12 protein-coding genes are annotated in these 12,475 nt (G+C 72.6%); 7 read left to right on the top strand and 5 right to left on the bottom strand.

Annotated elements, in window-relative coordinates; all coding sequences use genetic code 11:
* Window positions 1-52 precede the first annotated feature (52 nt).
* The gene (locus AQI70_RS01290) at window positions 53-748 is read right to left on the bottom strand and encodes a GntR family transcriptional regulator (protein WP_062142806.1); all 696 of its coding nucleotides are present in this window, start codon (window positions 746-748) and stop codon (window positions 53-55) included.
* Between the two features lie 151 nt (window positions 749-899).
* Here AQI70_RS01290 and AQI70_RS01285 point away from each other — a divergent pair, with 151 nt between their 5' ends.
* The gene (locus AQI70_RS01285; RefSeq protein ID WP_062142803.1) at window positions 900-2,360 is read left to right on the top strand and encodes an NCS1 family nucleobase:cation symporter-1; all 1,461 of its coding nucleotides are present in this window, start codon (window positions 900-902) and stop codon (window positions 2,358-2,360) included.
* A gap of 5 nt (window positions 2,361-2,365) precedes the next feature.
* Window positions 2,366-3,091, top strand: coding sequence for an aspartate/glutamate racemase family protein (locus AQI70_RS01280; protein ID WP_062142800.1), 726 nt, complete (start codon window positions 2,366-2,368; stop codon window positions 3,089-3,091).
* A gap of 28 nt (window positions 3,092-3,119) precedes the next feature.
* Here AQI70_RS01280 and AQI70_RS01275 read toward each other — a convergent pair whose 3' ends face one another.
* The 4 genes from AQI70_RS01275 to AQI70_RS01260 form a co-directional block, all read right to left on the bottom strand.
* Window positions 3,120-3,581 (bottom strand): GNAT family N-acetyltransferase, encoded by a 462-nt coding sequence (locus tag AQI70_RS01275; RefSeq protein WP_062142797.1) that lies wholly within the window; start codon window positions 3,579-3,581, stop codon window positions 3,120-3,122.
* Window positions 3,578-4,003: a RidA family protein gene (locus tag AQI70_RS01270; RefSeq protein ID WP_062142795.1), complete on the bottom strand. Its 426-nt coding sequence runs from the start codon at window positions 4,001-4,003 to the stop codon at window positions 3,578-3,580. The genes AQI70_RS01275 and AQI70_RS01270 overlap by 4 nt, the downstream gene beginning before the upstream one ends.
* A gap of 55 nt (window positions 4,004-4,058) precedes the next feature.
* Complete coding sequence (locus AQI70_RS01265; protein WP_244181427.1) at window positions 4,059-4,772, bottom strand: hypothetical protein; 714 nt, start codon at window positions 4,770-4,772, stop codon at window positions 4,059-4,061.
* Window positions 4,773-4,931: 159 nt separating this feature from the next.
* Window positions 4,932-5,552, bottom strand: coding sequence for a hypothetical protein (locus AQI70_RS01260; protein ID WP_062142792.1), 621 nt, complete (start codon window positions 5,550-5,552; stop codon window positions 4,932-4,934).
* A 38-nt stretch (window positions 5,553-5,590) separates the two neighbouring features.
* On the opposite strand from AQI70_RS01260, the gene AQI70_RS01255 reads away from it, so the two are divergent.
* From AQI70_RS01255 to AQI70_RS01235, 5 genes are all read left to right on the top strand, one after another.
* Window positions 5,591-7,522 carry a toll/interleukin-1 receptor domain-containing protein gene (locus AQI70_RS01255; RefSeq protein WP_062142789.1) on the top strand — a complete coding sequence of 644 codons (1,932 nt, stop codon included), beginning with the start codon at window positions 5,591-5,593 and terminating at the stop codon, window positions 7,520-7,522.
* 64 nt (window positions 7,523-7,586) lie between these two features.
* A complete protein-coding gene (locus tag AQI70_RS01250; protein ID WP_062142786.1) occupies window positions 7,587-8,345 on the top strand; it encodes a nucleotidyltransferase family protein in 759 nt (252 codons plus the stop codon).
* A gap of 247 nt (window positions 8,346-8,592) precedes the next feature.
* Window positions 8,593-10,521: an FUSC family protein gene (locus AQI70_RS01245; protein ID WP_062142783.1), complete on the top strand. Its 1,929-nt coding sequence runs from the start codon at window positions 8,593-8,595 to the stop codon at window positions 10,519-10,521.
* 144 nt (window positions 10,522-10,665) lie between these two features.
* Window positions 10,666-12,090 carry an amidohydrolase gene (locus AQI70_RS01240; protein ID WP_062142780.1) on the top strand — a complete coding sequence of 475 codons (1,425 nt, stop codon included), beginning with the start codon at window positions 10,666-10,668 and terminating at the stop codon, window positions 12,088-12,090.
* A gap of 154 nt (window positions 12,091-12,244) precedes the next feature.
* The gene (locus AQI70_RS01235) at window positions 12,245-12,430 is read left to right on the top strand and encodes a hypothetical protein (protein WP_062142776.1); all 186 of its coding nucleotides are present in this window, start codon (window positions 12,245-12,247) and stop codon (window positions 12,428-12,430) included.
* The last annotated feature ends 45 nt before the right edge of the window (window positions 12,431-12,475 follow it).

Here is a 12,475-nt window from a genome sequence, read left to right as displayed (position 1 = left end):
GCCTACTCGTGCCCCAGGGCCGGAGGCCCACTCGTGCCCCAGGACCGGGGGCCTACTCGTGTCCCACGGGCGTCCGGAGGGCTTCTTCGGCCGCCGCATCGCCGAACAGCTGCCGTACCGTCGACCGGTAGTTGGTGCGCACGTGCGCGAGGGCGTGCGCACGGGCGCGGTTCGGGTCGCCGGAGGCGATCGCCTCATACAACTCACGGTGTTCCACGAGGAGTTGGGGCCACTCCTCGTTCCGCCGGGTCATCCAGCGCAGACGGCCCGCGACCGGTTCCAGGGCCTCGATCAGCAGGCTGTTGCCCGCCATGGCCACGATGCGGTCGTGCAGCCGGCTGTTGACGTCCGTGATCGCTTCCGCGTCACCCGCCTCCGTCGCGGCGGCGGCCTGGTCGAGGAGCCGTTCCGCCTCGGCCAGGTCATCCGGCGTCGCACGGGACGCGGCCAGTCCCGCCGCGTACACCTCCAACGCCTCGCGCAGTTCGAAGAGCTCCTTGACGTCGTTCGGGGTCAGCCGCCGTACGACCGCACGGCGGGGCGTCTCGAAGTGGACGAACCCCTCGGCGACCAGTGCGCGGATCGCCTCGCGGACCGGTACCCGGGAGACGCCGAAGCGGTCGGCCAGCTCCCGCTCGACCAGTCGGTCGCCGGGGCGCAGACGGCCCGCGATGATCTCCTGCCGCAGGTCGGCCAGTACGCGCTCGCGGACCGCGCCCAGGGGTTCGATCTTCGTCGTGGAGCTCATGGGGCCATCTTCGCCGACTCCGGGTCTGTTTTACGAAGCGTTAACAGGAGCGACATCCGTCGGAATGGTTGACGGGAGGACTATGTCCGCAGTTTGGTATACCAAACACCCTCCACAAGCAGTCCTCCGTCCCCTGGCTCCTGGAGGCCCCGTGTCCCTCGCCGACCGTGCCGAAGTCACCGGCGCACCAGCGTTCGTCCCCGATCCCCGGCTCACCAACGAAGACCTCGCGCCCGCGGGCAAGCGCAACTGGAAGGTCTTCGACCTCTTCGCCATGTGGATGTCCGACGTCCACAACCTCGGCAACTACACCTTCGCGGCCGGTCTGCTGGTCCTCGGCATGAATGTGTGGCAGGTCTTCACCTCCCTGCTCGTCGGCTTCGTGCTCATCTACATCGGCATGAACTGGATGGGGAGCATCGGCCAGCGCCACGGCGTCCCGTTCCCCGTGGTCAGCCGCATCAGCTTCGGCGTCTGGGGCGCCAACATCCCGGCGCTGATCAGGGCCGTCATCGCCATCATGTGGTACGGCATCCAGACCTACCTCGCGTCCGTCGCCGTGAACGTGATGCTGCTGGCCGCCTGGCCGGGCCTGGAGTCCTGGACCCACAGCTCCTTCCTCGGCCTGGACGCGCTCGGCTGGGTCTCCTTCATCGCGCTGTGGCTGATCCAGGCGGCGATCATCAGCCAGGGCATGGAGTCGGTGCGCAAGTTCCAGGACTTCTGCGGCCCGGCGATCTGGCTGGTGATGATCGCGCTGGCGGTGTGGGTCCTCGCCAAGGCGGGCTGGACGATCTCGCTGACGACCACTCCGCACCCGGTGTCCGTCGGCGAGCAGTGGCGGCAGTGGTTCGGCGCGATCGGCCTGATCCTCGCCACCTACGGCACGCTGATGCTCAACTTCTGCGACTTCTCGCGCTTCGCCCCCGACTACCGGACCGTCAAGCGCGGCAACTTCTGGGGCCTGCCCATCAACTCGACGGCGTTCGTGGTCGTTTCGGTGATCGTCACGGCCGGTTCGCTGGAGGTGTTCGGCGAGGCGATCACCGACCCCGCGGAGCTGGTGGCCAAGGTCGGCAACACCTGGGTTCTGGTCCTGGCGGCGCTCACCTTCGCCATCGCCACCATGGGCGTCAACATCGTCGCCAACTTCGTCTCACCGGCGTACGACCTGGCCAACGTCTGGCCACAGAAGATCACCTTCAAGGTCGGCGGCATGATCAGCACCGTGGCGGCGCTCGTCGTGACCCCCTGGAACCTCTTCTCCAACCCGACGGTCGTGAACTACTTCCTGGGCGGCCTGGGCGCCTTCCTCGGCCCGCTGTTCGGTGTGATCATGGTCGACTACTACCTGGTCAAGCACGGTCGCGTGGACGTGAACGAACTCTTCTCCGCCGAGCCGGGCTCGCGCTACTACTACCGCAAGGGCGTCAACCCCAAGGCGCTGTGGGCGTTCCTGCCGGCGGCGGGGGTCTCGGCGGTGCTGGCGCTGGTGAAGACGTTCAGCGATGTGGCGCCGTACTCCTGGTTCATCGGGACGGCGCTGGCGGCCGGGCTGTACCTGGTGCTGTGCCGCGACGAGCGTGCCGAGTCCGCGACGCGGGAGGTCTGACGGACGTGCGGATCGTCGTCACCAACTGCAACACCACGCAGGAGATGACCGAGGAGATCGTACGAGGTGCCCGGGCTGCGGCAGGCCCGGGCACCACCGTGACCGGGCTGACCCCGGCGTGGGGGCCCGAGTCGGCGGAGGGCTGGCTGGACAGCTATCTGTCGGCGGCGGCCGTGATGGACGCGCTGCGGACGTACGACGGCCCAGCCTACGACGCGGTCGTCATGGCCGGTTTCGGGGAGCACGGGCGTGAAGGCGTCCGCGAGCTGGTGGACGTACCGGTCGTCGACATCACGGAGGCGGCGGCCCACCTGGCGTGTCTGCTCGGCCGGCGCTACGGGGTCGTGACGACGCTGGAGCGCTCGTGCGGGCAGATCGAGGACAGCCTGGAGACGGCCGGGGTGGGCCGCAACTGCGTCGCCGTGATCGGTACCGGGCTCGGGGTGCTGGAACTGGGGGACGGCGAACGCACGGAGTCCGCCTTTCTGGCGGCTGCCGAACGGGCGCGGGGCGCGGGCGCCGAGGTCCTGGTGCTGGGATGCGCCGGGATGACCGGGCTGCAGCGGGCCGTCGGGGAGAAGCTGGGGGTTCCCGTGGTCGACGGGGTGGGAGCGGCCGTCCGGCTCGCCGAGTCGCTGGTGGCGTTGGGGCTGACGACCAGCCGGGCCGGTAGCTATGCCAAGCCCTTGCCGAAGCGGCGGACCTGGGGGCCGTCCCGAGGGCCGGCGTGAGGCCGCCGCGGCAGGGGACATCCGGCGCCTAGGGCGTCGTCCCCGGACGCCATACGTACCGCACGTCCGGCTCGCGTTCCTCGTTGCCGCTGCCGTCCGTGTGCTCGGCGGCGACGAAGCCGTGGCGCTCGTAGAAGCGGTGGGCGGGCTTGTTGACCTGGAAGGTCCACAGGCTCAGCCCGTTCGGGCGGCGCCGCTTGGCGAGGTCGACGAAGCGGTCGCCGATGCCGTGGCCGCGCCAGTCGGGGTCGAGGTAGAGCTGCGAGAGCTGGTCGCCGTCGAGCACCATGAGGCCGACGACACGGTCGGCGGCCTGGGCCAGCCAGGTCTCCCGCAGCAGGACCACCACCTCCCGGAAATACGTCCGCACCTCGTCGTCGGAGCGCGGCCGGACGACCGTCGGCAGCGCCGCGGCGAAGGACCGCAGCCAGAGGTCGGCGGCGGCTCCGGCGTCGGTCGGCAGGGCGCGGCGGAGGGCGACGGGGGTCATGTCCGGGCCCCCTCGTGCTGTGTCTCGGGAACGACGGCGGTGGCCGTGATCTCCACCAACTGCCCCGGGTAGCCGAGGCAGGCCACCCCGAGCAGCGTCGACGAGTGCGGACCGACGCTCAGTCCCGACGCCTCGACGACCTCCCAGACGGCGGACAGCACCCCCGGCTCACCGCTCACGACGTACACCTCGGTCGACACCACGTGCGCCAAGTCACTGCCCACCGCGCGCAGTTGCTCCTCCAGGTTGGCGATCACCTGCTCGGCCTGCCGTACGGGGTCCTTCTTCCCGACGAGATTCCCGGCGGCGTCGAGGGGTACGGAACCCGCGAGGAAGGCGAGCTTCGTGCCGGCCTCGACGACGGAGGCGTGGGCGTAGGTGGGCGGTGGGAAGAGGGCGGGGGAGGTGACGCGCCGGATCATGGCAGCTCCTGGGTCGGCCTGCGGGACTTGAGTGGTGCGGCGGACAACTCGCTGATCATCCGAGCCCCGGCCCGCGCCCGCATCCGAATTTCCCCTTTGCTCGTAGCCGTCGCTCGCATTCGGCGGCAAGGTCCGGGTATGTCCTGGCGATGGCCGCGTGGACCCGGCGCCGCAGGAGTTCCTCGGCGGCCGCGCGTCCGGTGCGTCCGTACAGCTCGTCGAGGATCTCGGCGGGACGGGTGAGCCGATGGCTGAGGTAATCGACCTTCCAGCGGTCGAGCGCGCCGGGCTCGGCACCGGCGACCGCGGCGGGCTGTGCCGTACGACCCCGGCGCCACGACGCCCGCTCCTCGTCCCGCCGGTTGTGGTGTTCGACCGCCAGCGCCGCCAGCCGGTCCGGGGGCAGCCGCGGCACCTCGATGGGCTCCGCCGCGATCCGCGCCAACACCTCCCGCCGCCTGCGCAGGGCGGCAGCCCGGGCGGCGGCGGACCGCCGTGCGGCAACCGCCGAAGCGGCCCGGAACTCCTCGCTCTGCTCGGCGGCCACCACTCGGTCCATGCTGTAGAGGCGGGTCTGCGGGGCGGCACGCAGGTGTGGGTTGGAGCGCAGCAGATCGGGCTCGCCGAGGAGTTGACGCACCATCGCCGGGGTCCACCCCCGGGCGCGCAGTCCGGCCGCGGAGAGGTGGGTGCGGGTCGACTGCGGCTGCTCTCGGCGTCGGCCCTGCGGACTCTTCTCGTGTGTCGTCCTCTTGTGGTGCGTCGTCATCAATGCTCCCCCGTCGTCGTTACGCTGAGTGACGACTTCATTGATAACGCGCGGCACTGACAACGGCCCCGGCTCGCCCGCCGAACCCGGTGGAGAAACGGCCTCAGGCCGCCAGGCCGGTCAGCCGCCGGTCGACGGCCCTCTCAACTGCCTGGACCGTCAGGACCCCTCTGACCTGCGGGGGGGGGTGCCCCGATCCGCGCTGGTGCCGGGCGACCGAGGTGCCCGAGGTGCCGGAAGGTCGATCAGGTCGCTGACGTTCGCCACCTCCTGCAAGGTCCGCGCCAGCGACACCAGCGTCTCCCGTACGGCCGCGATCTCGCGGCGCAGGGCCGCCGCGTGCTCCCAGTCCCGTTCGTAGGCCACCGGGTCGCGTCCCGCCGGCCGCTGGGACTCGTAGGCGCTCAGCCGGGGATGCCACTGCGCGAGGAGCGGACGCAGCACGCGGTTGAGGACGGTCACGGCCAGCACGCCGAAGCTGACATGGCCGGGGGCGAGGGGCGGAGCGACATCGGGGCCGTAGCGGCGGAGGATCTCGCGGGTGGTGTTGAAGAAGGTGTAGAGGGAGGACAGCGCCTCGCGCAGGAAGCCCTCGTCGGGGTCGAGCTCCTCCACCGACACGCGCGTGACCAGCTCCAGGTACAGCTCCCAGGCCGCGCTGCGCTCCGCGTCGGCCGGCTCCCAGGTGCCGGATATCTCGCCGACGAACGGAATCGTCAGCTTGGCCGTGATCTGCGCCGGACCGCCCGGTCGGCGTCGCCTGCGCTGCCTGTGTCCCATGATCGCCCTCCCCGGTACCCACAGTAGGGTAAGTCGCCGTGTGGGACGTCTTCCTCAGCTACAGCCGCGGTGATGTGGAGCGGGTCCGTCCGCTCGCGCGGGCGCTGCGCGACGGCGGGCTGGAGGTGTTCACGGACGAGACCGGAGTCGCCTCCTTCGCCGGCATCAGCGACACCATCCGGCGCGAACTGGCCCGCTCCAAGGCGCTGCTGGCGTTCTACTCCACCGGCTACCCCGAGCGCGCGGCCTGCCAGTGGGAGCTGACCACCGCCCATCTGGCGGGACTTGGCGAGGGCGACCCGCGCCGCCGGGTCATGGTGGTCAACCCGGAACCGGCGACGGACCACATCCACCCCGTCGAACTGCGCGACGCCCGGCACGCCTCGGCGGACGATCTCGCCGCCCTCGTGGCGGACGTACGCGCACACCTGGCGCGCCTCGACGGCCCCATGCCGATCGCCGAACCCGGCGTACGACGCTGGCTGCTGGGCACACCGCAGCCGCGCCCCGACTTCCTCGGCCGCCTCTCGGAGCTCTGGCAGGTGCACTCCGCCCTGCACGCCCACGCCGCACCGCTCGTCACCGGCCGGGCCGCCGCGCACGCCGTTCAGATCCGCGGCATGGCGGGCATCGGCAAGACCGCGCTCGCCCAGGAGTACGCCCTGCGCTTCGAGGCGGCGTACCCCGGTGGCGTGTGCTGGGTGAACGGGGAGGCGTACGAGGACTCGGTGCGCATGCTCGGCACGAACGGTCCGGACGACCTCTTCGCCTACTTCGACGCCATCGGCGAACCGTTCCTGTGGATCGTCGACGCCGCCCCCGCCGACCGGCTCGCCGCGCGTGAGATCGCCGCCATGGCGGCACCGCACCCCCTCGGCCACACCCTGTTCACCCTGCGCGGCCGCGCCCACGACACCCTGGGCACCCCCGTCGACCTGGGACCGCTCGACGCGCCCCACGCGCGCGTGCTGGTCGGCGGTGACGAGGCGCTCGCCGACGCCGTCGACGGCCACCCGCTCGCACTGGGCCTGCTCGGCCGTGCGGTGCGGGCGGGCCACCACCCCGGCACCCTCTACGACCGGCTGCACGCCCGGGGCCGGTCCCTCCTCGACACGCTCGCCGACGAGGACGTCACCGGCGCCGTCGTACGGGACGTGGACACCACGGACGCCGCCGACGTCCTGCGCTGCGCCGCCGCCCTCCACCCGCTGCCCCTGACGGTGGAGGAGGCCGAACGCATCCTGGCCGCCGCCGACCGGGTCCCGCGCATCGTCGCCCGCCGACGTGCGGCGAGCGGCGTCCGCGAGCTGCGCGCCCGCGGCCTGCTCACCCCCGCAGCCGACGAACGCTGGTCCCTGCACCCCGTGACCCAGCACGCCTGGCACCACCACGACCCGGCCCCCGCCCGCACGGAGGCCCTCCGGCACGCCGCCCTGCGCACCCTGTGCGGCCGCCGCGATTCCCGTGACCCGGCTACGCTGGCCTTCCCCGGAACCCGGAGGGAGGCACCCATGGCAGCGCCCAGCGAGTCGGAACGGATGGCCGCCTACGACATCCAGGTCGAGCTGGTCACCCGCATCGGGGTGCAGGAGCTGGCGCCGGGGACGGGGAGCCTGCGGGAAGCGCTGACGTCCCTGAAGTCACTGATCGACTTCACGCGCGCGACGCTGCACACCTACAGCGTGAGCCTGGAACGCGGCTCGCAGACGGGTGCGCCGACGGTCCAGAGCCTCGCGTACACCCTGATCAACGAGACGATCCGCCCCTTCACCAGTACCTGGCACCCGCGTCTGGCCGCCTACGAGGCCCGCTGCCCGGCGGACACCGCCCCGCTCGACCATGAGGCGGCATGGCCAAAGGGTGATGAGATGCGGGCCGAACTGGCCGCGCTCAGGGAGCCGTTGGTGCGGATCGCGGAGGGCCTGGGCGGCATCTCCGGGGCGGACTTCGGGGTGGCGGCGACGGGGTGAGGCACTCGGCCCCGGCGCGGTAATCCCGTGGTGGCACGCCCTCACGGCTTCGTACGCTGCGGGCATGCCCGCCACCGACGACACCGCGTTCCTCGCGGCCACCGCCGACCGCCTCGCCGCCCTCCCCGCCGTCCGGGCCGTCGCCCTCGGCGGCTCCCGCGCCCAGGGCACCGAACGACCCGACAGCGACTGGGACTTGGCGATCTACTACCGAGGTGCCTTCGACCCCGCCGACCTCCGCGCGCTCGGCTGGGAGGGCGAGGTCTCCGAGCTCGGCGGCTGGGGCGGCGGCGTCTTCAACGGGGGCGCCTGGCTGACGATCCAGGGCCGACGCGTCGACGTCCACTACCGCGATCTCGACGTGGTGGAGCGGGAGCTGGCGGAGGCGCAGGAGGGGCGGTTCCGGGTCGAGCCGCTGCTTTTCCACCTCGCCGGGATCCCGAGCTACCTGGTCGTCGCCGAGCTGGCGATCAACCGCGTCCTGCGGGGCGAACTCCCGCGTCCGGCCAGCTATCCGGAGAAGCTGCGCAGCACGGCCCGCGACCGCTGGTACGGCACCGCCCGGGCCACCCTCGCCTACGCCAGGGCCAACCACGCCCCGGCGGGCCGCCTCACCGAGGTCGCGGGCGCACTCGCCACAGCCGCCGTACAGACCGGGCATGCGGTGCTGGCGGCGCGGGGGGAGTGGGTGACGAACGAGAAGCGGTTGCTGGAGCGGGCGGGGCTGCGGGGCGTCGACGGGATCATCGAGGGGCTGCGGCCGCGGCCGGAGGCCTTGTTGCGGGCGATCGCGGACGCGGAGGCGCTGTTCGGGTCCGCTTGATCCTCGAACGACGGTTTGACGGGCGGCGAGTGAAGGGGACGCGTTGGTCCGCTGACGACCGGCCGCCCAGTGCCGCGCCCGCAGTTGCGTTCATAAAGAACGTGGCGCTTCCACACATCGTCACATCCCCGAAACACCGACGTCCCATGCCCTCCAAGCTCCCGCCCTACCGTGGACACCACACCCCACCGCCCGGCCACCGTCGCCCGAAGGCACCAACCCCCGCCCTCGCCCCGACAGGAGCCCCGTGTCCCGCCCCGCACCCCCGGCCCTCACCCTCCCGCCCTGGCTCGCCCACGCCCTCCGCGCCCAGCGCGGACCGGTGCCCTGGAGCGCGGTCGTCCGAGGAGCCCTGGCCGCCGGGCCGTTGCTGTGCGCCGCCGTGCTCGCCGACCGGACCTCCCTCGGCGTCGTGGCCGCCATCGCCGCCATGCTCGCCGGCATCAACGACCGCCCCGGCAGCCGCCGTGCCGCCGTCAAGCGGCTCGGGGCGCCCGCGCTGGCGGGGGCCGCCGGGCTGTTCGTCGGCACGTACGCCGGGGAGCAGGTCGGAGCCGTCCCGCTCACCCTCCTCCTCACCGGTCTCGGGCTGATCGCCGGAGGCATCAGCGCCGTCGGTCCGGTCGCCTCCGCTGCCGGTACGCAGCTCCTCGTCGCCTCTGCCGTCGGCGCCGGGATGCCGTTGCCCGAGAACGGCTGGCTGCGGGCGCTCGCCTACCTCGCCGGAGCCGCCTGGCTGCTCGGGCTGCGGCTCGTGCTCCCCACGCCCGGCTCCCTCGCCGGTGACTTCCGGTTCGACGGCGAGCGGGACGCGGTGGCCGGGGTGTACGACGCCATCGCCGAGCTGCTCGTTGCTGTGGGGACCGACGACGCCACCGCCCGCCGCGCCGCGCTCACCGCCGCCCTCGACCACGCGCAGGACGCCCTCACCGGGCCCCGGCTGCGGCGGTACGCCTCCTCGTCCGCCGAGCGGCGGTTGCACGCGCAGTACGCCGCCGCGCTGCCGCTCGGCGAGGCCGCCACCGCGCTCGCCTGGGTGGGGGAACCCGTGCCCGCCCGGGCGTCCGAAGGGCCGCGCCGGCTCGCCGCCGCCGTGCGCGGCAACACGCACACCGGCCCCCTGCCCGCGCCCTCCCTCCCCCACGCTCGACTTCGCTCGCGCGGGGAGACCCCCATCGCGCCCGCCCTGCGCGCCCTCGACGACGCCCTGCTCCATGCCGCCGAGGCCTTCGACCGGGTCAGCGGCACCAGCGACCTGCACACCCGGCGCCGTACGGCCAAGGACGTCGTCCGGTCCATGGCCGGCGCCGGCGGACGGGAGTACGGCCTGCGCGTCGCCCTCTGCTTCGGGGCCAGCGCCGCCATCGCCCAGGCCCTGCACCACGCCCGGTGGTACGGGCAGCACGAGCACTGGTACTGGCTTCCCGCCACCGCCGTCTTCCTCGTCAAGCCCGACCTCGGGCCGCTCGCGTCCCGGGTGCTGTGCCGGGCCGCCGGCACCGTGCTGGGAGCCCTTCTCTTCGCCGGGTTCGCGGCCGTGCTGCCCCGGCCGGAAGGGCTCATCGCGCTCGTGGCTCTCAGCGGCGCCCTCATTCCCGTGGCCACTCGGCACTTCGCCGCCCAGACCGCCGTCGTCACCGTTCTCGTGCTCGCCCTGGTGATGGTGGGCGGCGAGCCGCAGGCCTCCGTGAGCCGGATCGTGGAGACGCTGCTGGCCTGCGCGATCGTGCTCGTCGTGGGGCATCTGCCGATGCCGGGGCAGCGGGGCGGGGGCGTGCGGGCGCGGCTCGACGGCGCGGCCGGTGCCGCTTACGCCTACCTCGCCCATGTCATGCGTGAGTCCGGCGCCCTCCGGCGCGAGTCCGACCGCGCCCTGCGCTGGACCCTCCGCCGTGAGGCCTACCGCGCGCTCGCCGAGACCCGCACCGCCATCGCCCTCGCCTCCGCCGAGCTGCCCGCGCTCGCCCGGCACACCGAGGGGGCGGAGGAGGTGGTCGCCACCCTCGAACGGCTCGTCGACACGACCACGGCCTGCGCCGTACACCTCGACGACTCCGGTCGGCTCACCCCCGTGCAGACCGCCCAGCTCACCGAGTTGCTGGACGAGCTCGCGGAGGAGCGCGACCGGGCCGGCCTACGACTCCCCGAGGCCCCCGAGCTCCGCCTCGCCGGCTGAGCGCCGCCAGCTCCCGGGCCGGCGACCGGACCCAGAAGCCTGTCGTGAGGCCGGCGTGCCGGGCGTCGGGTCCGCGCGACAGACCCGTGACCGGATGCGCGGTTCACCTCACGCGACCCGACGACAGCGTCGTACGTTGGCGTGATGACGCCTTCTCCCGCAGAAGCTCCCGCCGACCTCGTCATCACCGGATGCACCGTCCTCGTGCACGACGATCAAGAGCGGACCGGGTTCGAGGAGAATGCCGCGATCGTCGTACGAGGCGGAGTCGTCGAGGCCGTCACCACCGCCGGCGCCGTGCGCGACCTCCCTGCCGTCGAACGCCTGGAGGCGCCCGGCCAGGTCGCCCTCCCCGGCCTCGTCAACTGCCACACCCACGCCCCGATGGTCGCCCTGCGCGGTGTCGCCGAGGACCTGCCCACCGAGGAGTGGTTCAACGACGTCGTCTGGCCCGTCGAGTCCAACCTGACCGAGCGGGACGTGGCGCTGGGGGCGCGGCTCGCCTGCGCCGAGATGATCCGGGGCGGCGTCACCTGCTTCGCCGACCACTACTTCTCGATGGACGCCGTGGCCGCCGTCGTCGCCGAGTGCGGCATGCGGGCTCACCTCGGCGAGGCCTATTTCTCCTCCCAGGGCCCCCAAGGGCGGGAGCGGTCACTGGAGTTCGCGCTGCGCCATCGCGGCGGCGCCGACGGCCGTATCACCACCGCCCTCGCCCCGCACGCCCCCTACACCGTCGACGACGCCGACCTGGCCGCCACCGCCGAACTCGCCCGCGACCACGGCCTCCCCGTCCATATCCACGCCTCCGAGAACCGCGACCAGGCCGAGACCAGCCTCGCCCGCCACGGCGTCACCCCCATCGAGGTGCTGAAGCGCACCGGCATCCTCGACACGGACGTCCTCATCGCCCACGGCACCGGCATCCTCGACCGCGACCTGCCCCTCCTGGCAGCCGCCGACGGTCGTACGGCCGTCGCCACCGCTCCCCGCGGCTACCTCAAGTTCGCCTGGCCCACCACCACACCCGTACGCGCCCTGCGCGACCTCGGCATCCCCGTCGGCCTCGCCACGGACGGCGCCGCCTCCAACAACTCCCTCGACGTCTGGGAGTCGATGGCGCTCACCGCCCTCATCCAGAAGTCGACCACCGGCGACCCTCGCTGGCTGACGTCCCGCCAGGCCCTGCACCACGCCACCCTGCAGAGCGCCCGCGCGGTCGGACTGGGCGACACTCTCGGCCGCATCGCCCCCGGCCGGCGCGCCGACATCATCCTCGTCGACCTCACCGGCCCGCACACCCAGCCCGTCCACGACCTCGCCGCCACCCTCGTCCACAGCGCCCGCTCCTCCGACGTCCGCACGACCGTCGTCGACGGCCGGATCCTGATGCGTGACCGTGAGCTGCTCACCCTCGATGTGCCCGCGGTGGTGCGGGAGCTGCGGGAGCGCCTGCCGGCCCTCCTCGACCGAAGCCATGGCAGACGGATCCAGGACTACACCGCGTCGGCTCTCGGGACGCCCCCGGGGAGCGAACGCGTCCGTTATCACGACGAGTACGAGGACTGACACCAAAAGTAGCGGACGATCATCGAGAGTGATCGGATGATCACCCATAGCGGTGAACGAGTGTCAACTACGTCTCAGTCCCGTCACCGGGCGAGGCGTTTAACTCCCGCCAGGCGTTAACTCCTACAAGTACAACGCTTTCTGGAGGTGCTGGATGGTGAACGGGCGAACAGTGCTCGAACGCTTTCCCGCGGGCGGGCCGCGAGGATCGTGGCCGGCGGAGGAGTTCGCGCACGCGCGGCGGCTGGAGGGTCTGCCCGCCGAGGTCGTCATGGACCTCGCGACGGACGCGTTCCTGGTGATCGTCCGCGGTGACGTCACGGCTGACGCAGCCGCGTGACACGAGGGCCGGTCCGGGCCGGTACGTCGTCCGGCCGGGCCCTCG

The sequence above is a fragment of the Streptomyces curacoi genome (assembly GCF_001513975.1).
Taxonomy (GTDB): Bacteria; Actinomycetota; Actinomycetes; order Streptomycetales; family Streptomycetaceae; genus Streptomyces; species Streptomyces curacoi.
Note: the sequence above shows the minus strand (reverse complement) of the source record. Positions and strands in the feature narration are given on the sequence as shown.

Bases quoted from the DNA above. Each gene is read 5' to 3' on its own strand.
- AQI70_RS01260 (WP_062142792.1), bottom strand. From the start codon at position 5,552: ATGGGACACAGGCAGCGCAGGCGACGCCGACCGGGCGGTCCGGCGCAG.
- AQI70_RS01290 (WP_062142806.1), bottom strand. From the start codon at position 748: ATGAGCTCCACGACGAAGATCGAACCCCTGGGCGCGGTCCGCGAGCGC.
- AQI70_RS01235 (WP_062142776.1), top strand. From the start codon at position 12,245: ATGGTGAACGGGCGAACAGTGCTCGAACGCTTTCCCGCGGGCGGGCCG.
- AQI70_RS01240 (WP_062142780.1), top strand. From the start codon at position 10,666: ATGACGCCTTCTCCCGCAGAAGCTCCCGCCGACCTCGTCATCACCGGA.
- AQI70_RS01250 (WP_062142786.1), top strand. From the start codon at position 7,587: ATGCCCGCCACCGACGACACCGCGTTCCTCGCGGCCACCGCCGACCGC.
- AQI70_RS01275 (WP_062142797.1), bottom strand. From the start codon at position 3,581: ATGACCCCCGTCGCCCTCCGCCGCGCCCTGCCGACCGACGCCGGAGCC.
- AQI70_RS01265 (WP_244181427.1), bottom strand. From the start codon at position 4,772: ATGACGACGCACCACAAGAGGACGACACACGAGAAGAGTCCGCAGGGC.
- AQI70_RS01270 (WP_062142795.1), bottom strand. From the start codon at position 4,003: ATGATCCGGCGCGTCACCTCCCCCGCCCTCTTCCCACCGCCCACCTAC.